Origin of the sequence: Rahnella sp. PD12R (assembly GCF_019200965.1) — a bacterium.
GTDB classification, from domain to species: Bacteria; Pseudomonadota; Gammaproteobacteria; order Enterobacterales; family Enterobacteriaceae; genus Rahnella; species Rahnella laticis.
Map to the genome: position 1 here is coordinate 195,975 of NZ_JAHTMS010000007.1, position 18,972 is coordinate 214,946.

At 52.0% G+C, this 18,972-nt stretch carries 24 protein-coding genes; 13 read left to right on the forward strand and 11 right to left on the reverse strand.

All coding sequences use genetic code 11. The features are described from left to right. Window positions 1-81 precede the first annotated feature (81 nt). The 4 genes from KWG64_RS15530 to KWG64_RS15545 all read right to left on the reverse strand — a co-directional run bounded on the left by KWG64_RS15530 (window position 82) and on the right by KWG64_RS15545 (window position 4,151). Window positions 82-1,092 carry a D-cysteine desulfhydrase gene (locus tag KWG64_RS15530; protein ID WP_195823115.1) on the reverse strand — a complete coding sequence of 337 codons (1,011 nt, stop codon included), beginning with the start codon at window positions 1,090-1,092 and terminating at the stop codon, window positions 82-84. Between the two features lie 188 nt (window positions 1,093-1,280). Further along, window positions 1,281-1,787, reverse strand: a complete 507-nt coding sequence (gene fliZ / locus KWG64_RS15535) for a flagella biosynthesis regulatory protein FliZ (RefSeq protein WP_095922218.1) — start codon at window positions 1,785-1,787, stop codon at window positions 1,281-1,283. Between the two features lie 54 nt (window positions 1,788-1,841). Beyond that, on the reverse strand, window positions 1,842-2,564 hold the full coding sequence (locus KWG64_RS15540; protein WP_195814664.1) for an RNA polymerase sigma factor FliA: 723 nt from the start codon (window positions 2,562-2,564) through the stop codon (window positions 1,842-1,844). A gap of 306 nt (window positions 2,565-2,870) precedes the next feature. Further along, complete coding sequence (locus KWG64_RS15545; protein WP_218522384.1) at window positions 2,871-4,151, reverse strand: FliC/FljB family flagellin; 1,281 nt, start codon at window positions 4,149-4,151, stop codon at window positions 2,871-2,873. A 377-nt stretch (window positions 4,152-4,528) separates the two neighbouring features. Between KWG64_RS15545 and fliD the strand changes: the two genes are divergently transcribed. The 5 genes from fliD (at window position 4,529) to KWG64_RS15570 (ending at window position 8,108) form a co-directional block, all read left to right on the forward strand. Further along, window positions 4,529-5,965: a flagellar filament capping protein FliD gene (gene fliD / locus KWG64_RS15550; protein WP_218522385.1), complete on the forward strand. Its 1,437-nt coding sequence runs from the start codon at window positions 4,529-4,531 to the stop codon at window positions 5,963-5,965. Window positions 5,966-5,979: 14 nt separating this feature from the next. After that, window positions 5,980-6,417, forward strand: coding sequence for a flagellar export chaperone FliS (gene fliS, locus KWG64_RS15555; protein WP_152326986.1), 438 nt, complete (start codon window positions 5,980-5,982; stop codon window positions 6,415-6,417). Beyond that, window positions 6,392-6,754: a flagella biosynthesis regulatory protein FliT gene (gene fliT, locus KWG64_RS15560; protein ID WP_152326985.1), complete on the forward strand. Its 363-nt coding sequence runs from the start codon at window positions 6,392-6,394 to the stop codon at window positions 6,752-6,754. Before fliS ends, fliT begins: the two co-directional genes overlap by 26 nt. Before the next feature lie 328 nt (window positions 6,755-7,082). Next, the gene (locus KWG64_RS15565; RefSeq protein ID WP_255562195.1) at window positions 7,083-7,820 is read left to right on the forward strand and encodes an AraC family transcriptional regulator; all 738 of its coding nucleotides are present in this window, start codon (window positions 7,083-7,085) and stop codon (window positions 7,818-7,820) included. Window positions 7,821-7,931: 111 nt separating this feature from the next. Continuing rightward, on the forward strand, window positions 7,932-8,108 hold the full coding sequence (locus tag KWG64_RS15570) for a GhoT/OrtT family toxin (protein ID WP_095922224.1): 177 nt from the start codon (window positions 7,932-7,934) through the stop codon (window positions 8,106-8,108). Window positions 8,109-8,190: 82 nt separating this feature from the next. On the opposite strand, the gene KWG64_RS15575 is transcribed toward KWG64_RS15570, so the two are convergent. After that, window positions 8,191-8,349: a YqaE/Pmp3 family membrane protein gene (locus KWG64_RS15575; protein ID WP_152326983.1), complete on the reverse strand. Its 159-nt coding sequence runs from the start codon at window positions 8,347-8,349 to the stop codon at window positions 8,191-8,193. A gap of 70 nt (window positions 8,350-8,419) precedes the next feature. Beyond that, on the reverse strand, window positions 8,420-8,674 hold the full coding sequence (locus KWG64_RS15580; protein ID WP_195814660.1) for a hypothetical protein: 255 nt from the start codon (window positions 8,672-8,674) through the stop codon (window positions 8,420-8,422). Between the two features lie 140 nt (window positions 8,675-8,814). On the opposite strand from KWG64_RS15580, the gene KWG64_RS15585 reads away from it, so the two are divergent. After that, entirely contained in the window at window positions 8,815-9,240 is a 426-nt protein-coding gene (locus KWG64_RS15585) for a DUF4186 domain-containing protein (RefSeq protein WP_218522483.1), read from the forward strand. Between the two features lie 238 nt (window positions 9,241-9,478). Beyond that, the gene (locus KWG64_RS15590; RefSeq protein WP_195814658.1) at window positions 9,479-9,754 is read left to right on the forward strand and encodes a hypothetical protein; all 276 of its coding nucleotides are present in this window, start codon (window positions 9,479-9,481) and stop codon (window positions 9,752-9,754) included. A 106-nt stretch (window positions 9,755-9,860) separates the two neighbouring features. Here the strand turns inward: KWG64_RS15590 and KWG64_RS15595 are convergent, their stop codons facing one another. Next, a complete protein-coding gene (locus tag KWG64_RS15595; RefSeq protein ID WP_152326980.1) occupies window positions 9,861-10,130 on the reverse strand; it encodes a hypothetical protein in 270 nt (89 codons plus the stop codon). 184 nt (window positions 10,131-10,314) lie between these two features. Between KWG64_RS15595 and KWG64_RS15600 the strand changes: the two genes are divergently transcribed. After that, window positions 10,315-10,515 carry a hypothetical protein gene (locus KWG64_RS15600; RefSeq protein WP_218522386.1) on the forward strand — a complete coding sequence of 67 codons (201 nt, stop codon included), beginning with the start codon at window positions 10,315-10,317 and terminating at the stop codon, window positions 10,513-10,515. A 63-nt stretch (window positions 10,516-10,578) separates the two neighbouring features. Here the strand turns inward: KWG64_RS15600 and KWG64_RS15605 are convergent, their stop codons facing one another. After that, the gene (locus tag KWG64_RS15605; RefSeq protein WP_165057865.1) at window positions 10,579-10,752 is read right to left on the reverse strand and encodes a hypothetical protein; all 174 of its coding nucleotides are present in this window, start codon (window positions 10,750-10,752) and stop codon (window positions 10,579-10,581) included. A 331-nt stretch (window positions 10,753-11,083) separates the two neighbouring features. On the opposite strand from KWG64_RS15605, the gene KWG64_RS15610 reads away from it, so the two are divergent. Then, window positions 11,084-11,563, forward strand: a complete 480-nt coding sequence (locus tag KWG64_RS15610; RefSeq protein ID WP_195814656.1) for a GNAT family N-acetyltransferase — start codon at window positions 11,084-11,086, stop codon at window positions 11,561-11,563. A gap of 85 nt (window positions 11,564-11,648) precedes the next feature. Here KWG64_RS15610 and KWG64_RS15615 read toward each other — a convergent pair whose 3' ends face one another. The 3 genes from KWG64_RS15615 to fliE all read right to left on the reverse strand — a co-directional run bounded on the left by KWG64_RS15615 (window position 11,649) and on the right by fliE (window position 13,842). Continuing rightward, entirely contained in the window at window positions 11,649-11,888 is a 240-nt protein-coding gene (locus tag KWG64_RS15615) for a hypothetical protein (RefSeq protein WP_195823109.1), read from the reverse strand. A gap of 145 nt (window positions 11,889-12,033) precedes the next feature. After that, on the reverse strand, window positions 12,034-12,939 hold the full coding sequence (locus tag KWG64_RS15620) for a bestrophin family protein (RefSeq protein ID WP_195814654.1): 906 nt from the start codon (window positions 12,937-12,939) through the stop codon (window positions 12,034-12,036). Window positions 12,940-13,527: 588 nt separating this feature from the next. After that, entirely contained in the window at window positions 13,528-13,842 is a 315-nt protein-coding gene (fliE, locus tag KWG64_RS15625; RefSeq protein ID WP_152326975.1) for a flagellar hook-basal body complex protein FliE, read from the reverse strand. Between the two features lie 282 nt (window positions 13,843-14,124). Between fliE and fliF the strand changes: the two genes are divergently transcribed. The 4 genes from fliF to fliI are packed head-to-tail and all read left to right on the forward strand — an operon-like array spanning window position 14,125 to window position 18,959. Further along, a complete protein-coding gene (fliF, locus tag KWG64_RS15630; protein WP_218522387.1) occupies window positions 14,125-15,843 on the forward strand; it encodes a flagellar basal-body MS-ring/collar protein FliF in 1,719 nt (572 codons plus the stop codon). After that, window positions 15,837-16,832: a flagellar motor switch protein FliG gene (fliG, locus tag KWG64_RS15635; RefSeq protein WP_193333183.1), complete on the forward strand. Its 996-nt coding sequence runs from the start codon at window positions 15,837-15,839 to the stop codon at window positions 16,830-16,832. The genes fliF and fliG overlap by 7 nt, the downstream gene beginning before the upstream one ends. A gap of 7 nt (window positions 16,833-16,839) precedes the next feature. After that, window positions 16,840-17,595 carry a flagellar assembly protein FliH gene (fliH, locus tag KWG64_RS15640; RefSeq protein WP_218522484.1) on the forward strand — a complete coding sequence of 252 codons (756 nt, stop codon included), beginning with the start codon at window positions 16,840-16,842 and terminating at the stop codon, window positions 17,593-17,595. After that, complete coding sequence (fliI, locus tag KWG64_RS15645) at window positions 17,595-18,959, forward strand: flagellar protein export ATPase FliI (RefSeq protein WP_195814652.1); 1,365 nt, start codon at window positions 17,595-17,597, stop codon at window positions 18,957-18,959. Before fliH ends, fliI begins: the two co-directional genes overlap by 1 nt. Window positions 18,960-18,972 lie beyond the last annotated feature (13 nt).

Below are 18,972 nucleotides of genomic sequence, written 5' to 3' on the forward strand. Positions count from 1 at the left end.
ACAGTAGCACCCGGCGCGAGAGTTATCAGGAATATAATTTCATAATCTTAGCGCAAAATTGCATAAGCGTACTGTATGGCATCACACTTGCGGATGATACGCAAACAGTGCCGGCGCACCGCCGGTATGAATGAACAGGATCGGGCCTTCGTCCGGGAATAATCCGCGTTCGATGCCGTCGAGCAAACCGGCCATCGCCTTGCCGGTATACACCGGATCCAGCAGCATCGCTTCCTGCTCCGCCAGCAGTTTCACCGCCGCCATTCCCGCTTCATTCGGCTCGCCGTAGCGCGGTGCAAAATAGTCATCCCACAAAACGATCTGCGGTATTTTTTCATCAAACTGCAAACTGGCAGCGACGTCACGGGCAATCGTTTCCACCTTCGGACGCTGCGCGTCGGCTTTACGTGACACCGTCACGCCGATCAGTTGCGTATCCGGCATTAAATGCTGCAATGCGACCGCCAGCCCGGCGTGTGTCCCCGCACTGCCGGAAGCCACCACGATTGCGCTGAAATCGACGAAACTCGCGGAAGACTGCTCAGCGATTTCCAGCGCGCACTGGACATAACCCAGCGCACCCAGCGCGTTTGAGCCGCCGACCGGCACAACGTACGGACGAAAACCTTGCCCTTCCAGACGCTCAGCTAATTCTGCCAGCTGCGCCGTCGGGTCGTGCAGTTCATCGCACATCACCACTTCGGCATTGAATAAATCCAGCAACAGGCGGTTGCCGTTAGTCAGATAGTTGGCTTCGGTAGTGCCAATCGGGTTTTCCAGCAACGCAACGCATTTCAGGCCCAGTTTCGCGGCAACTGCGGCCGTCTGGCGAACGTGGTTGGACTGAATTGCGCCTGCCGTCACCAGCGTATCCGCACCTTCTGCCAGCGCAGCGGCGGCCAGATATTCCAGTTTTCTGAGCTTGTTACCGCCCATCGCCAGCGGCGTAATGTCGTCGCGTTTAATATAGATGTCACGGCCCGTGAACTCAGAAAGACGGTGGAGTTTTTCTAATGGCGTGCAGTTGCCCAGTAAATCAATACGATCAAAGGCTTCCAGCCGGGTTTTAAGCAAAGCAATTTTAGCAGGCACAGTGTTCCCCTGACGCACAGCCGCAAGGCCGGCGAAGTCGTGATAGTCGAAGCAGATGTATTTGCGCAGAATGGTTATGAAATAAGTATATAAAGAATTAATACTTTATGCGGACAGATTCAAGACAAAAAAACAGGCCCCCGAAGGCGCCTGTTTGCGTTTTGTGTGTCAGTCTGTAAGAGCGCCGCTTACGCGGATTTTTGCCAGGCCAGATACTGGTCGTATTTGCGCAAAGCAATACGGTAGTTATCGTGGCCCGCCACCGGCAAATCACTGATGATCCGCTGGTGGATGCTGTCCCCTGAAAGCTTATCGAGAGGATAGTTGTTTGCTGACAAGATTTCGTCCAGACGGCGGAGGCGGACAACATACTCGCGCACCGTGCTATGGTTCATCTCTGTCTGCTCGAACAGATATTGCTTAAACGCCATGATGTCAAAATATGACGAATGGCTGTTACAGCTTATCTCACTGCAAAAACGACACAGAGCGGTCAGTTCCTGCGACAGGTTGTGCCACACGTCATCATCTATAGGCTGATCCATCTTGGCGATGGCCTCTTTATTGATGATTTGCCCGCGAAACACCAGTGCCATCCTGTCGAGTTCTTTTGCACACTGTGAGCAATGAGTCTGACTGTGTTTAAAATCTTTAAGATAACGGCTTAAAGGCCTTGTTTTGATTCCCGCTGGCATAAATTTATTCCTGATAAGGGATATAAAATGTATAACCGGCCAGGAAAAAGCGGATCAGTGGTCGTTGGCCAGGCGGCTGCGTAAACGCTTAATCGCCTGACTGTGGAGCTGGCTTACGCGGGATTCCCCGACATCCAGCACCGCCCCGATCTCTTTTAAATTCAACTCTTCCTGGTAGTAAAGCGTAAGTACCATCTTTTCCCGTTCTGGTAACGCATCGATAGCTTCCATCACCCGGTGGCGTAAATTGCCCTCCAACAGATGATGTAACGGGTTGGCCTCTTCGTGCCCTTCCATCAATGCCTCGGCAGTATCGCCGTGCTCTTCGCGCCATTCGTCATAAGAAAACAACTGGCTACTGTTCGTATCCATTAATATCTGCCGGTATTCCTCGATGGGAATATCCAGTGCCTGCGCCACCTCTCCTTCACTCGGTGGTCGCCCTAATTTTTGTTCTGCGTGATGCATCGCCTGAGACACTTCACGCGCATTACGTCTGACGCTGCGCGGTACCCAGTCGCGGCTGCGAAGCTCATCGAGCATCGCGCCACGTATACGCTGAACGGCGTAAGTTGTAAACGCCGTTCCCTGCATCGCATCAAAACGCTCAACCGCATTTAACAGGCCGATCCCTCCCGCTTGCAGTAGATCATCAAGCTCTACGCTGGCGGGAAGCCGCACCTGCAAACGCAGGGCTTCATGGCGCACGAGCGGAACATAGCGCTGCCATAAAGAATTTTTGTCTATCACGCCGTCGGCGGTATACAGATCGCTCACTGTCGTAACCTGGCAAATTGAGGGTCAGTATCATTGTGCCAGTGGTAATCCCCATTCAATCGCCTGAATAAGGACTGAAAAGCGCGGTTATTTTGATTATGTCTCGCACTTTCTGTTTCAGCCCCGCAGGATTACCGGGTTCGCAATCGCTTAAAAAACAATCACAACATAAAGATTATCCTAAATTATACCAGCGAATGCGTTTCATTAATCGTGGAAAAAGGTAAATTTTGGTTAAAAAAAACCCCGCCGAAGCGGGGTTTGTTCTGTTTGTAACCGGACTGCTTATATTGTCGCCAGCGACAATTATTGCAGCAGGGACAGTACAGACTGAGGAACCTGGTTAGCTTTAGACAATACTGAAGTACCAGCCTGCTGCAGGATCTGCGCTTTAGACATTGCAGAAACTTCAGTTGCGTAGTCAGCATCCTGAATACGGCTCTGTGCAGAAGACAGGTTAGTCGTGGTGTTGTCCAGGTTGGTGATTGCAGAATCGAAACGGTTCTGAACCGCACCCAGTGAAGAACGGAAGGTGTCAACTTTAGCGATTGCAGCGTCGATTGCTTTCAGTGGGTCAGAAGTTGCAACACCGGTGTAAGCGTTGGCGTTCGCAGTGTCAGCGATGTCGCCGATGGTGCTTGCAACACCTGCAGTACCGCCAGCGCCGCCGTCAACGATTGCAGCTGCAGCAGTTTTGTAGTCTTTACCCTGAACGGTAACGTAACCAACTGCTGCACCAGTAGCATCTGCGCCAACTTTAACCAGTTTGCCAGTCTGAGTACCTGCAGTTACGCCGTTATCAGTGTCGGTGTAAGAAACGTCGGTGGTATTCAGAGTCACTTTACCGGTAGTGTCATCAACGGATGCAGCGTAGTTGCTGGTACCATCAGAAACAACGTAAGTTGCAGTTGCTGCACCAGCTGCTGTCTGAACGTTTTTCAGAGACAGTTTGCTTGCGTCCAGGCCCAGAGAAGTTGCAGCAGCAGACAGGTCAACGTTTTTCAGGGAGCCGCTTGCGCCAACCTGAGTGATAGCATCGCTGGTTTTCAGTGCGTTGCTTGATACAGAGAAACCGTTCAGACCCAGAGTAGTTGAGTCAATTTTCTGCAGGTCGATATCGATAGTCTGGCCGTCGTTTGCGCCAACCTGAATTTTCATAGTCTGGTTAGAAGCCAGTACGTTCACGCCGTTGAACTGAGTCTGACCAGATACACGGTCGATTTCAGACAGACGGGATGTGATTTCGTCCTGGATTGAGGTCAGGTCAGAAGAGGAGTTGGTGCCGTTAGCAGCCTGAACGGACAGCTCACGGATACGTTGTAAGTTGTTGTTGATTTCGCTCAGTGAACCTTCAGTGGTCTGCGCAACGGAGATACCGTCGTTGGCGTTACGTGAAGCCTGAGTCAGACCATTGATGTTTGAAGTGAAGCGGTTAGCAATCGCCTGACCAGCAGCGTCATCTTTTGCGCTGTTGATACGCAGACCGGAGGACAGACGCTCGATAGCGGTGCTCAGTGCGGACTGGGATTTGTTCAGGTTGTTCTGAGTCATCAGAGACAGCGTGTTGGTATTGATAACTTGAGCCATGAGTGTATTCCTTCAAATCTGGTTAAGGGTTCGGGCTTATTGCCCACGGCGTTCATCACCGTCCAAACTTGTATCGGCGCTACACCGGCAACCTTTAGAATTATTTCTCAAAAAATCCCGATTTCTTACTTTGAGAATTACCCTTCCTTATACGCGCTATTCACGCCATTACTTTTTGTTGCGATCTATTAAACTTTTCCTCCGTCGTGCCGATAGGGCTTAAAGACTCTTTTATACCGAAGGTAACCGGAGTGGCAGCAAAGCGGCGAGTGAGTGGCCCGGGTGAACTGACGAGATTCAGGGAACACGGTGAACGAACGAAGCATCAGCAACTGCGAACTCATGAACTTCAGGCAATCAAACAGTAAAGGATAATTATGGCGACTTCAGGCACGATCTCTTCATTAGGTATAGGCTCAGGCTTACAGCTCTCTGACCTGCTGGATAATCTGACAACCGCAGAAAAAGCGCGTTTAACGCCGATCACCACGGCACAGACCAGCTACAGTGCTCAGCTGACCGCCTACGGTACGCTGAAAAGTGCTGTTCAGACGTTCGCCGATGCAGCCACCGCGTTGTCTTCTACCAATACCTATGGTGCGACAACGGCAACGTCAAACAACACGGCAGCCTTCAGCGCAACTACCAGCACCGGCGCGGCTGCGGGTAAGTATTCCGTTTCCGTGACACAACTTGCGTCTGCTCAATCCCTGATTTCCGGCACACAATCCAGCAGCACCGCAGCGTTGGGCGCAACGACAACCGACAACACACGCACGTTAACCATCAGCCAGGGCGACGGCAGCACGCCGCTGAGCATTAAACTGACTGACAGCCAGACGTCACTGACCGGTGTCCGCGATGCAATTAATAAGTCAGGCGGCAACGTCACGGCCAGTATCGTTAAAGTCACCGACAGCAGCTACAAGCTGGTGCTGAGCGCGAACAATACCGGTACAAATTCTGAAATGACCGTGGCGGTTACCGGTGATGACACCCTGAATAACATCATCGGTTATAACTCTTCCACCGGCACAGGTGCGATGACACAAAACGCCGCAGCAGCAAATGCGCAACTGACCTTCAACGGTATCGATCTGGAACGTCAGAGCAACACCATCAGCGATGCACAGGATGGGATTACGTTAAGCCTGACCGGCACGACGTCTACTGCCGCAACGCTGACCGTGGCAAAAGACACCAGCACCGCGAGCACGGCTGTCCAGACTTTTGTTGATGCGTATAACTCGTTGCAGGATACGTTCGCCAGCCTGACCAAATTTACGGCGACGGCAACTAACTCAGATACGGCTGACTCCACCAACGGCGCATTACTGGGTGACAGCGCGTTGCGTACTATCCAGACGCGTCTCAAATCTGCGATTTCAGGGGTTTCCGGTTCAGGCACGATCACTTCATTATCCAGCATTGGTATCACCACCGATCCGGACACCGGCAAACTGGAAATTGACAGCACCAAACTCAACACGGCGCTGACCAGCAACCCGAACGCGGTGCAAACCATGATGGTGGGTGACGGCAAAACCACCGGTGTGATGACCAATATCAGCAACCTGAATACCGGTTTCCTGAACAGCACCAACGGCACCATTGCTAACGCGCAGACGGCGGTTAACTCCACGCTTAAAAACCTGACGACCCAGTACAACAAGGTCAATGACAGCATCAACACCACCATCGCCCGTTACAAAACGCAATTCACTGCACTTGATGTTTCGATTCAAAAGCTCAACAGCACTGCGACGTATCTGACGCAGCAGTTCGAAGCCATGTCCTCATCAAGTTCAAGCTAGTAAGGAAACAGATTATGTATAACGCTAAAGGAACACAGGCCTACGCGCAGGTTGGCGTAGAAAGCGCAGTCATGAGTGCGTCGCCTTATCAGTTAGTCACGATGTTATTTGACGGGGCGCGTAGCGCCCTGATCCGTGCACGCATATTTATTCAACAGGGAAGCATTGCCGAAAAAGGCAAATCCCTGTCCATGGCCATCAATATTATCGACAGCGGATTAAAAGCCGGATTAAGTCGTGACAAAGGAGATCCGGAATTAGTGGATAACCTGGAAGCGCTTTATTCCTATATGGTCCGCCGTTTATTACATGCAAATTTACACAACGATCAAGAGGCCATCACCGAGGTGTTGGCCTTGCTTGAAAATATCGCCGATGCCTGGCGGCAAATCGGCCCAAACCACCACCCGTCGCAGGACCAATATAATGGATCAACATCAGTATCTGGTTAATGAATATCAACTGATCCTGTCTTTAAGCGAGCAGATGTTGCGGCTGGCGCAAGATGAAAAATGGGATGAGCTGGTCGAGCTCGAAGTCAGTTATGTGAAAGCCGTGGAAGCGACCACCAAATTACCGATGTCAGAACAGACCTCGATAATGGTTCAGAATGATATTCGCCGTTATTTACGTATCATTCTCGACAATGAAAATTTGATTAAAACGTTATTACAGGCTCGGATGAATACGCTCACCCAGCTGATTGGTCAGTCGTCCCGACAACAACAAGTGAACACGACGTACGGAAAAATTGATCTCCGTTCGATCGCTTTTGGCGATCACCAATAATTATTAAAGTACTTCTTTTGATTTATTTTTTTCCAATATTTCTTGTGCAAAAATAAGGTTTCAGGGGCAGAGAGCGTACGGCTACCAGGGCTGATTCTCTCTGTCTCCTTCCGTAACACTCGCCTAAACCGGCAGCCTGTTTGTATTGGCATAAGCGGGAAGTTTTATATCAGGCAGCAAACAACAGGTTGCGGTCGTCATTTCGGGCATCATCGATATGGTTCGTAAAATAAAAGTGACTCCAGGGATAGGCACTATTTCGCTACTTATTCAGCATAGTGAGCTTTTTATTCACGATGTCTATATTAATAAGCCGCAATTAATCCTCGTGCAGAATGGAAGTCTTTCTATTACTAACCAGGAACAGCAATTCTCGCTACAGGCGGGCGAAATGCTGGTGCTCAACAGCGGACAAACGCTGAGCCTCACCCACCATCTCTCAGACAATGGCCCTTTCAGCTGCGCCATTATGGCCTGGGATCACCAGTTGCTCAGTGATGCGGGCCTTCATGCCACGGGCTTTTCTGCCCCCCTGCTTGCCGTTGAAACGCTACAGGTTATTCCGCATATCCCGGTGGCTTTTAAACAGAGTTTTACCGATACCCACAGCGCCATTCTCTGGCATCACGGCCTGCCCGCGCCCATTACCCGCCATCGCATGCTGGAACAATTGCTCTGGTTGTCGCAGCTGGGTGTGCGTTATTCGCTGCAACATAGCGAAAGCATGACGCAGCGTGTGCGCGAATTGCTGACAGATAATCTGCATAAATCATTTACTGCGGCGGAAGTGGCAGAACAGCTGATGATGAATGAAGTGATGCTGCGCCGCCGGCTGGCTGCCGAGGATTGTGTTCTGCGCAATCTGATGATTGATGTCCGCATGACACAGGCGCTGCGGTTGCTGCAATGCACCGATCTGGCGATTTCCAATATTGCCCATCAGGTCGGTTACGAAAGCGGCTCCCGTTTTGCGGAACGTTTTCGGAAACGTTTTGGCTTCGCACCGACCGCGATCCGCGGACATATGCGCCCCCTCTCATCACAAACGATGACTTATAACAACTAACTCCTAAGTACTACAATGCTAAATCATGAGTAACATCACACAATAATTGATTACCAGATGTTAACCGAATATCATACACGCCGTTAATTTACGGGTGATCAGGGGCTGGCAGTGCACGTTTGGTGGGAAGTGATTAAAACGATTTATTGGGGTGGATTGGGTATTGCGGCATTAGTGACGCTTCTCGTGAGCCGCGACACGATTAAAATACGCTTGTTAACGTCCGGCATTATCGGGTTTACCTGGCCGATGAGCCTTCCCGTCGTTCTGCTCTTCTCTCTGTTCTGACGCTGTAAAACTGCGCTCATTAAAAAACCCGGCTTTCAGGCCGGGTTCAGTAAAACTATTTTTGCTGCTGTTAACGTTGCTGCTAATTACGGGTTTGCACCCAAAAGCCGTGGATCAGACCCGGCAGATAACCGCACAGTGTCAGGATAATATTCAGCAAGAAAGCACCGCCGAAACCGTTACCAATCAGTACGCCCAACGGCGGTACCAGGATGGTGATCAAAACTCTCCAGAATCCCATGTTTATCTCCCTTTGGTTATCATTAAGTTAATGATAGTTCAGGGAAACAAAGCCGCCTATCAGATGAACCTTAATTGATCAGATCCAGCATAACTTCCACGTCACGACGCACTTTATCCAGCAATTCGACATCGCCTGCGCGGTACTCGGCATCGGTTATCTGATGGATCTGGCGCATCTGCCATCTCACCTGCGTTTTTTGCTCGTCCGTCATATTGCGGCACATCACGATGATAAAATTGCGCAGCATCAGATGTTGCATGGCAGTTTCTTCAGCATGTTTGTTAACCGACATCACCAAATCGAATACCTGTTTTTCTGCCATTGCGTGTTCCTGATGTCGTGAAAAGTCGGTGGGAAAGTCATTAAAACCAGACTAGCATGGCAACAGTTCGGTCAAAGCCGACAGCTGATGCAAAAACACCCGCTATTTCTGCGTCTAACCTGCGCATGGACACCATCACTATGTTTTCAACCGACGACGTTTTTCAGCGTCTGGCGTCTTCCCCCTTTCGCCAGCGCTTTCATCTTGGCCTGAAAGAATACGAATATTGCATGAATCACGGGCCCGATACCGTGGCGCAGCACGCCGCCGATTTCATTAACCGGAGGCTCGCGCCCGCGCAACCGCAGGCCGACGGCAAACAGACGCCGATGCGCGGCCATCCGGTATTTATCGCCCAGCACGCCACCGCCACCTGCTGTCGCGGATGTCTGGAAAAATGGCATCGTATTCCGGCGCACGCAGAGATGACACAAACGCAGCAGGATTATACGGTTGCCGTGATCCTGCGCTGGATACATCAGGAAATGCAGCGTCCCGCGCCCGCCGCTAAACCGCGGAAAGCAAAACCAAAAAAATCTGACCCACAACAAATGGATTTATTGTAAGAAGCGCATCACAGTGGTAAAAAAATAAAGAGTGACAGCAGTCACAGTTTTTCAGGATTTAAGTACCTTGCTGCGTCTGTACTCTATAATTTTAAGGAATAAGACAGTTTTCTGCCGGGCAGCCTTTTTCGCGCCCTTTTGTTGTCTTCTTGTGCAGTCTTTCGGGTGAGTTATCCAGGTGAAATGAGTTTTACACTGTAGTGAGGATTATTACCCCCCATTGGGAAAAGGAGGATGCATGTCTGAGTATCATTATTTATTGATAGGTGGAAGCCGCAACGGACAACGGCATGTTGATAAACAACATCAGTTTTCGTTGTGTTTTTGGGAAGATGCATCACAAAACGCAGAACGTGAATTTTACGGTAAACAGAACGAGCGCTATAAAGTGAAGCCTGAAAAAGGGGCTGACGGAAACTGGTATCTGGTCGGTTATTGCGGAAATTGTTCGAAAATTCAGGCCGATGAACTGACCACCCAGGCGCTCACCAAACACGTTAAGCCGATGATGTAAGAAACAAAAGTATATCCAAAAGTACGAGCCTAAACGAACCCCGCCCTTTTAAGCGGGGTTTTTGCTTTCTGAGGGCTTTCGGCCGTCAGACATTCAGCCCATGAATTCAGGCGGCCATGCCCTGAATGTTTCGGGCGTAAAAGGCGACGTGCCCACCAATCGTGAAATGCGCTTCGTGATGCCCTAAACGCCCGAGCGGCGCAATACGGACAATCTCCCCTTCGAATTCCCCGTCCTGAATTTGCGTAATCGCCACATCCAGCTGATAACTGGCCGGATGAACGCCCACCGGGAAAGTGAGTAATTTTACGCGATCGCCCACCTGAAACCGGGTAAGCAGCGGCAGTGGTGCCTGTTCAAACAGATCCTGATCCATAGGTGACTCCTTGTTTTCCAGTGGGATTAATTACAGGATAGAATATGTTGCCGCGTCCTGCCGGATACCGGCGTGAAGCACTTCTCTCTTTACGCATTTTTTTTATGAACGACGTTTCGTACACCGCTGTTGTCCTCGCGTTGCCGCGTAAAACGTAGTTCTACACCATTGATAAGGATCCGCCGTGAAAAAATTAACGCCAGAGCAATGCATTATCCTGACCGGATTTACCGGGATCCTGCATGGCGAATTCGAAGGATTTCACGAAGATTTGCAAAAACGACTGGGGCGGGAAGTTCAGACGTCAGAGCTGGGATACCCGGAGTTTATCGGGGAATGTCGAGCGCTCTACGAAGACGATTTTAACAATTTAATGCCAGAGTGATAACAATAAGGCCGGCCAAAGGAGTGTCCTCGGCCGGCCTGATACCTGACTTAACCAGCATGGCTACGGTTTGACTATTCCGCGTATGAAATTCTCATTCACCCGGATCACATTTCCCGTTTCCACATTAATGACCTGATACTGCACCGGCGTCACTTCATCCAGAACAGCGATAACTTCAAACAAACCTGGTGTAAAAGTAAGCGTGACAAAAACGCCAACAGGATAGACAGCCATAATTTTATCCTTTCAATCATGCTCTTATAATGTACTGCTTTACCTACAGAAGTAATCATACATCAACTATTAATCACACCGAGTGATTTCATTACATACATTAATCACTCCCGATAAATGTTGCATAAAAGAAGTACAGATACGCGATAAAAAGATCAATATTTGATCAAATCAGACAACTCTGACAGACATGCGCAAGACGTCATCAATTTTTACACTCTTTCGGGGCAAATGCCGGATACAGGCTTCGCTGCACTCCCCCAGCCGCTTGTTTTCGATGTAATTTCGGTTAAGAATATGAATCCATTTTGTTGCATTGAGAGCCCGCGCTGTGAGTGCCCAGATTTTTGAAACCGATGCGAATCATCCGCATCTGACACGACTGATTGCAGAGCTGGATGCTTATCAATACCCGCTCTACCCGCCGGAATCCTTTCAGGGAATTAACGTCACCACGCTCGATGCGGGTGAAATTTTCTGTTTTATGGCGCGGGTAGACGATGACTGGGCAGGATGCGCATGTTTGTATATTTCGCGGCCTGAAGGGCATGAAAAACCGATTGCTGAGATGAAACGGGTCTATGTGAATCCGCTTTATCGCGGGCAAGGCATTGCCTCACTGCTGGTTGACGCAATGGAAAGCAAACTGAAAGCCCTGGGCTATCGGGATTTGTTTTTAGAAACCGGCGTGTTTCAGGAAAAAGCCATTACGCTGTATGAAAAGCTGGGGTACGCGCGCACAGAAGCGTTTGGCGATTATCGTATCTCGCCGGATCCGCTCAGCGTGTATATGATGAAATCGGTGGCCTGAGAAAGCGAAGAAACACCGGGGATAGACAGAAAAATATCTCCATAACGCTGCCTTGTGACAGGGTTATGGAGACGTGAAAAGCAGATTACATCAGGACATTGCTTTTCGAGGCAGGGATTTCATTGGAAGGAATAACCCATTTTTTCAGGGTGATAACGAAGAATTTTTTGCCTTTAGTGATCTTGGCACCGCGGTCGCCACATTCCAGCGCAAGTTTGAAAAACTCATCACTGTTAATACTAAAAGCCAGTTCGACTTTTTTCACCATACCGGAATTAAGCAGCTCTTCGGCTTCGTTTAATGATTTGGCCTGAACGACTGACATAAATACCTCGTGAGAATGGAGGGAGTTGTAATTGCCCGAATATCCTATTTCACTTTTGTTTCATCATTATGACAGTATCGTGAACCTTCAGAAAAGTGCCACGCTTTAGCGCACAAAATAACCATTCCGTGCGCCCGTTAAAAAATCAGGAAAGACGGTAATGACGATCCGGCACCGGCGTATCCGGCAACTGAGTCTGGTTGTTCATCTCACGCAGATTAATTTCGATATTGGTACACATCGCGTCCATCGGCAGATGGTTATTGGCATAGCCGAAAGGCATTTCCAGCTCTTCCGCCAGCGTATCGAGCGACAGGAAACTGTACGAAATAAACCCTGAAACCAGCAGCGTCATGTAATGCAAATCCACCACCAGCGCGAACGGCAATAAGCTACAGAACAGATAGACCGTGCGGTGCAGCAAAAGCCCGTAAGCAAACGGGATTGGCATGCTGACAATACGCTCGCACCCGCCGACGACCTGCGAAAGCTGCAACAGCGTGGTGTCCATGTGGGTGTAGACGATATCCGACAACTCCCCGCTGCGGCGCCGTTCGGCCAGCCACTGCGACATCCTCAGCTGCACCATATTGGTCGGCGCGCGGCGTGACAAAATATCTTCTGCATCTTCTCCCAAAAGGCGTTCGAGATCAGGCCGCGGATCGCTGTGACGCAGCTGATGTTTAAGGCTGTAGCAGAACGCCAGCAGCAGGGTCGTCACGCGCTGCGCTTCGCCCGGACACACCGCCATTACCTGGCTTTGCATCGTTCGGCAGGCAATCAGCAACCCGCCCCACAGCTGGCGCGCCTCGATATACCGCGAATACGCCACGCTGTTACGAAACCCGAGGAAGATCGCAATCGACACACCCAGCAAACTGAACGGCGCCAGCGTGAGCTTAACGCCGAGCGTCTCATACCAGGGAAGGCTGAGAATGGCAGCGAGTGACATCAATAAATTCAGACTGAGGCGGAACATAATGCTGGGCAGCACAGAGCCATGCCAGGCGAACAAACGCAAGAACCAGTGACGCGGAGGACGGATTATCATTTTTTTATGGAGGTGCTTTTGCAGGTGAAGCGATTTTTTTTGCGATTCTTGCAAATAAACCTGCACATGCAAAGGACAATTTTGTGACACCGGTAACATTTATTTTGAGAATCACGGTTTTCGTTTACAAGCGCAGGTGATCACTTTGTACAAACCGTAACGGAAACATAATGTTTGGCATGGTAATGTCCGATAACAATCTAGACTGAGAGAATACATGTCCCGGCATGGCGTGAATGCTCTCAGAATTGATCGGTACTGACGATCAAAATAATGATAACGATCGGTTATACCCATTGGAATTACAGGCCTATTCGCGAGACGATCGCGGAAAATTGAGAGCGGGCATACCAGTGAAAATTATTCTTATAGTACTCATCGCGTTGGCGATTATCGGGTTAGCAGCCTGGTTTATCTTCAGGTCGGCAGCAAAAGACTCGGAAGATGATTATTAATTTTTTTGCGTAATGCTTCGCAGTGCCCTTCCTTTTCGTTTTTCCTGCCAAAAAACCCATGACGTTGTCCCCGCCATGCCCTTTCAGGCCACAGGTAACAACTCATCTATAGAATTTTCAGCAGGTTAGCGGCTTACACCGACATATTCATGACATCCTGGTACGCCGTCACCAGTTTATTTCTCACCTGAATACCCAGTTGCAGTGAAATTGACGATTTCTGCAAATCCACCATCACGTCGTTCAGGCTTACGCCGGGAACGCCCATCTCCAGCTTTTCGGATTCCAGTTTTGCGTTGTTTTGCGTCTCGCTGATTTTGCCTAATGCCGCTTTCAGTTCGCTGGCAAAACCCGCTTCTGACGTCGTATCCGTCTGAGGGGTTGCGCCTGCCTTGATGGCGGTGGCCTGCATCTGCTGTAAAACGCTCTCAATGCCTTGAATTGACATGTTTTCTCCGCTTATTGCTGTGTCGGTGAACAAAAGGCTTCTTTCATGGAATGACACCCTATCACATCAGTTTTTTCCTAAACGCGGTAATTGAACCTAAAAACCATGGCTTATCGGGCCATTAACTTTGCCTTTAGCGGCAAATAATGGCTCACCTAGAAAATAGGCCTGCCTGTACGGAGGACTGAAAAATGTCACGCTTCAACGATTGCGCACTTGGGAGTCTGTTTTGTTAAGAGACAACATGAACATCACCATTCAACAGCTAAATAGGGATCTTGTATGAGTTCCGCAATAGCCGGCGCAGAAACCTCTCCAAACGGTTTTACTGCGTTGCTTAATCGCCTGCGCGCCAACCCAAAAATTCCTATCGCCATCGCCGCTGCGGCTGCCCTGGCCATTGTTGTTGTCATGATGCTGTGGGCAAAACAGCCCACCTATAAGGTGCTGTTTAGCAATCTGGGCGATCAGGACGGCGGTGCCATAGTCACCCAACTGACGCAGATGAACATCCCTTATCAGTTTTCAGAAAACGGCGCAGCCCTGTTAATCCCGGCAGATAAAGTGTATGAAACGCGTCTGAAACTGGCTTCCGCCGGTTTGCCGAAAGGTGGCGCAGTCGGCTTTGAGCTGATGGATCAGGAAAAATTCGGCATCAGCCAGTTCAGCGAGCAAATCAACTATCAGCGCGCGCTGGAAGGTGAACTCTCCCGCACTATCGAAACTCTGGGCCCGGTCGGCAGCGCCCGCGTCCATTTAGCCATTCCAAAACCTTCCTTGTTTGTCCGCGAACAGAAAAACCCCTCCGCTTCCGTGACCCTGAATTTACAGCCGGGTCGTGCGCTGGATGACGGTCAGATCAACGCCATCGTTTATATGGTGTCGAGCAGCGTGTCAGGTTTACCGCCTGCCAACGTCACCGTGGTCGATCAGAGCGGACATCTGCTGACGCAGTCGGACAACAACGGGCGTGACCTGAATGCTTCCCAGCTGAAATATGCCAACGAAGTTGAAGGCCGCCTGCAGCGTCGTATCGAATCTATCCTCCAGCCGGTGGTCGGCAACGGTAACGTTCACGCGCAAATCACCGCGCAAATCGACTACGCCAGCCGCGAACAGACTGACGAGAATTACCAGCCAAACGGTACGCCGGAAAAAGCCGCTGTCCGTTCACGTCAGCTGAGCACCAGTGACCAGATTGGCGGCACAGCCGTCGGCGGCGTACCGGGTGCATTAAGCAACCAGCCTGCGCCGGCCGCGACCGCGCCTGTCACCAATCCTCCTGCGGCGAACAACGCCAACGGTGCACAGAATCAGGCCGGTAACAACGCACAGAACAATACGCAAAACAACACGGCAAACCGTTCAACCGTTCCGTCGAACAGCCGTCGTGATGAAACCACCAACTACGAAGTTGACCGCACAATCACCCATACGCAGCACAGCGCGGGTGCCGTACAACGCCTGTCCGCGGCGGTGGTCGTCAACTATCAGGTCGGGACAGATGGCAAAGCGAAGCCACTGACCGACGAACAGCTGAAGAAAATTGATGATCTGGTTCGTGAAGCCATGGGCTTCTCGCAGGAACGTGGCGATACGCTGAACGTGGTGAATACACCGTTCAACGAAGCGGCTGATGATTCCGGTGAGCTGCCGTTCTGGAAACAACAGGCGTTCTTCGATCAGCTGCTCAACGCAGGTCGCTGGTTGCTGGTGCTGATTGTTGCCTGGCTGCTGTGGCGCAAGATGGTTCGTCCGATGCTGCGCAAACAACAGGCAGAGAAAGATGCGGCAGCCGCCGCGGCCATCGCAGCAGCGATGCCACAGCCTGAAGGCAGCAAGCCGGTCAAACTCAGCAACGACGAGCTGGAGAAACGTAAACGTTCTCAGCAGCGTGTCAGCGTCGAAGTTCAGACCCAACGTGTTCAGGAGCTGGCCGATAAGGATCCTCGTATCGTCGCCCTGGTTATCCGCCAATGGATGAGTACCGAACAATCATGACTATGACCGGCACCGAAAAAAGCGCCATTTTGATGATAACCCTGGGTGAAGACCGTGCGGTGGAGGTGTTCAAGCACCTCTCCCCTCGCGAAGTTCAGCAAATCAGCGGCGCGATGGCGAATATCCATCAGATTTCCAACAAGCAGCTGGCGGAAGTGCTGAACGAGTTCGAAGACGAGTCAGAGCAGTACGCTGCGCTGAGCGTCAACACCAGCGAATACCTGCGTTCGGTTCTGACCAAAGCGCTGGGCGAGGAACGTGCCTCCAGCCTGCTGGAAGATATTCTGGAATCGCGCGAAACCACCAGCGGCATGGAAACGCTCAACTTTATGGAACCGCAGATGGCGGCCGATCTTATCCGCGACGAACATCCGCAGATTATCGCCACCATCCTGGTCCATCTCAAACGCGGTCAGGCTGCCGATATTCTGGCCCTGTTCGACGAGCGTCTGCGCAACGACGTGATGCTGCGTATCGCCACCTTCGGCGGTGTCCAGCCGGCGGCGCTGGCGGAACTGACCGAAGTGCTGAACAACCTGCTCGACGGACAGAACCTCAAACGGGCGAAGATGGGTGGTGTTCGTACTGCGGCAGAAATCATCAACCTGATGAAAACGCAGCAGGAAGAAGCCGTTATCGAAGCGGTTCGTGGTTACGACGGCGAACTGGCACAGAAAATTATCGACGAGATGTTCCTGTTCGAAAACCTGGTGGACGTGGACGACCGCAGCATCCAGCGCCTGTTGCAGGAAGTCGAAGGCGAATCGTTGCTGGTTGCATTGAAAGGTGCGGAACAGCCACTGCGCGACAAGTTCCTGCGCAACATGTCCCAGCGTGCGGCGGATATCCTGCGCGACGACCTGGCAAACCGCGGGCCGATGCGTATGTCTCTGGTCGAGAACGAACAGAAAGCGATTCTGCAAACGGTTCGCCGCTTAGCAGAGTCCGGCGAAATGATGGTTGGCGGCGGCGAGGATTCTTATGTCTGATAATCCGATGTCCGGCCAGCCTGCTCCGGAAAAGAAAACCGCCGAAGAGCGTAATGCCGAGCGCATCAACGCCCTGCCGTGGCAGCCCTGGAAACCGGGTGACCTGGCCGTGCCGGTGTTCACCACGCCTGACGAACCTTTGCTGGCCGAAGGCGAAGAAGAACAGGACGACGGTCTGCCAAAACTTCAGGTGGATCAGAATGAGTTGCTTAACCTGCAACGTCGCGCTGAACAGCAGGGTTTCCAGCAAGGTCTGGAAGCCGGGCAGAAACAGGGTTACGCCGCCGGTTTTCAGCAGGGTCAGGAAGCCGGACAGCAGCAGGGAATACAGGAAGGCCAGCAACAGCAGGCCGTTCTGACCGAACACTGGCAGCACATGGTGTCCGATTTCCAGCAAACGCTGGACGCGCTGGACAGCGTGATCGCCTCGCGCCTGATGCAGATGGCGCTGACGGCGGCCAAACAGATTATCGGGCAGGCACCGATTTGTGACGGTTCTGCCCTGCTCAACCAGATACAGCAGCTGATTCAGCAGGAACCGATGTTCAAGGGCAAACCGCAGCTGCGCGTTAATCCGGCAGATTTCGAGCGCGTCGAACAACAGCTTGGTTCCACCCTGAGCATGAACGGCTGGCGTCTGCTGGCCGACAGCCAGATCCACGCCGGTGGCTGCAAAGTCAGCGCAGAAGATGGCGATATGGATGCCTCGCTGGCAACCCGCTGGCATGAACTGTGCCGCCTTGCCGCACCGGGAGATCTCTGATGACCGCCCGCCTGAGCCGCCTGCTGAAAACGCTGGATGATGCGGAAAAGCGCATGGCCCGCACGCCGTCCGTCCGCCGCTACGGCCGTCTGACGCGGGCGACCGGTCTGGTGCTGGAAGCCACCGGATTGCAGTTACCGCTGGGCGCGACCTGTCTGATTGAACGTCACGACGGCCCGGTGGTGCAGGAAGTGGAAAGTGAAGTGGTCGGTTTTAACGGCCAGAGCCTGTTTCTGATGCCGCTGGAAGAAGTCGAAGGAATTTTGCCGGGCGCACGGGTTTATGCCCGGATTGCCGCCGACGGCCAGACTGCCGGTAAACAACTTCCGCTCGGCCCGCAGTTGCTTGGTCGCGTACTCGACGGCAGTGCCAAACCGCTCGACGGTTTACCGCCGCCGGACACCGGCTATCGCGCTGCGCTCATCACTCCGCCGTTTAACCCGCTGCAACGTACGCCGATCACCGACGTACTTGACGTCGGCGTGCGCGCCATTAACGCATTGCTGACCGTCGGGCGTGGCCAGCGTATGGGCCTGTTCGCCGGTTCCGGCGTCGGGAAATCCGTGCTGCTCGGCATGATGGCGCGCTACACCAAAGCCGACGTCATCGTGGTCGGGCTGATTGGTGAACGTGGCCGCGAAGTGAAAGATTTTATCGAAAATATTTTAGGTGACGAAGGTCGCGCCCGTTCGGTGGTTATCGCCGCGCCCGCCGACGTTTCGCCACTTCTGCGCATGCAGGGCGCCGCCTATGCCACGCGCATCGCCGAAGATTTCCGCGACCGCGGCCAGCACGTTTTGCTGATCATGGATTCCCTGACCCGTTATGCCATGGCGCAGCGTGAAATCGCGCTGGCCATCGGCGAACCGCCCGCGACCAAAGGCTATCCGCCTTCCGTGTTTGCCAAATTGCCCGCGCTGGTTGAACGCGCCGGTAACGGCATCACCGGCGGCGGCTCGATCACGGCGTTTTATACCGTACTGACTGAAGGCGATGACCAGCAGGATCCTATCGCCGACTCCGCGCGCGCCATTCTCGACGGCCACGTGGTGCTGTCACGCCGTTTAGCCGAATCCGGCCATTATCCGGCCATCGATATTGAAGCTTCTATCAGCCGTGCCATGACATCGCTGATCGATGACGCCCAGTACGGGCGCGTACGTAATTTCAAACAACTGTTGTCCAGCTACCAGCGCAACCGTGATTTGGTCAGCGTCGGCGCCTACGCCGCAGGCAGCGATCCGATGTTGGATCGCGCCATCAGGCTGTATCCGCAAATGGAGAATTTTCTCCAGCAGGACATCATGGAACGCAGCACTTACGAAGACGCCTGTCTGGAACTCAATATGTTGTTCCCTGGCTAACTCTCTAATCAAT

Coding starts and splice junctions, on each gene's coding strand:
- fliZ (WP_095922218.1), bottom strand. CDS start 1,787: ATGCCAGCGGGAATCAAAACAAGGCCTTTAAGCCGTTATCTTAAAGAT.
- KWG64_RS15545 (WP_218522384.1), bottom strand. CDS start 4,151: ATGGCTCAAGTTATCAATACCAACACGCTGTCTCTGATGACTCAGAAC.
- fliD (WP_218522385.1), top strand. CDS start 4,529: ATGGCGACTTCAGGCACGATCTCTTCATTAGGTATAGGCTCAGGCTTA.
- fliS (WP_152326986.1), top strand. CDS start 5,980: ATGTATAACGCTAAAGGAACACAGGCCTACGCGCAGGTTGGCGTAGAA.
- fliT (WP_152326985.1), top strand. CDS start 6,392: ATGGATCAACATCAGTATCTGGTTAATGAATATCAACTGATCCTGTCT.
- KWG64_RS15575 (WP_152326983.1), bottom strand. CDS start 8,349: ATGGGATTCTGGAGAGTTTTGATCACCATCCTGGTACCGCCGTTGGGC.
- KWG64_RS15580 (WP_195814660.1), bottom strand. CDS start 8,674: ATGGCAGAAAAACAGGTATTCGATTTGGTGATGTCGGTTAACAAACAT.
- KWG64_RS15585 (WP_218522483.1), top strand. CDS start 8,815: ATGTTTTCAACCGACGACGTTTTTCAGCGTCTGGCGTCTTCCCCCTTT.
- KWG64_RS15590 (WP_195814658.1), top strand. CDS start 9,479: ATGTCTGAGTATCATTATTTATTGATAGGTGGAAGCCGCAACGGACAA.
- KWG64_RS15595 (WP_152326980.1), bottom strand. CDS start 10,130: ATGGATCAGGATCTGTTTGAACAGGCACCACTGCCGCTGCTTACCCGG.
- KWG64_RS15605 (WP_165057865.1), bottom strand. CDS start 10,752: ATGGCTGTCTATCCTGTTGGCGTTTTTGTCACGCTTACTTTTACACCA.
- KWG64_RS15615 (WP_195823109.1), bottom strand. CDS start 11,888: ATGTCAGTCGTTCAGGCCAAATCATTAAACGAAGCCGAAGAGCTGCTT.
- KWG64_RS15620 (WP_195814654.1), bottom strand. CDS start 12,939: ATGATAATCCGTCCTCCGCGTCACTGGTTCTTGCGTTTGTTCGCCTGG.
- fliE (WP_152326975.1), bottom strand. CDS start 13,842: ATGTCAATTCAAGGCATTGAGAGCGTTTTACAGCAGATGCAGGCCACC.
- fliF (WP_218522387.1), top strand. CDS start 14,125: ATGAGTTCCGCAATAGCCGGCGCAGAAACCTCTCCAAACGGTTTTACT.
- fliH (WP_218522484.1), top strand. CDS start 16,840: ATGTCCGGCCAGCCTGCTCCGGAAAAGAAAACCGCCGAAGAGCGTAAT.
- fliI (WP_195814652.1), top strand. CDS start 17,595: ATGACCGCCCGCCTGAGCCGCCTGCTGAAAACGCTGGATGATGCGGAA.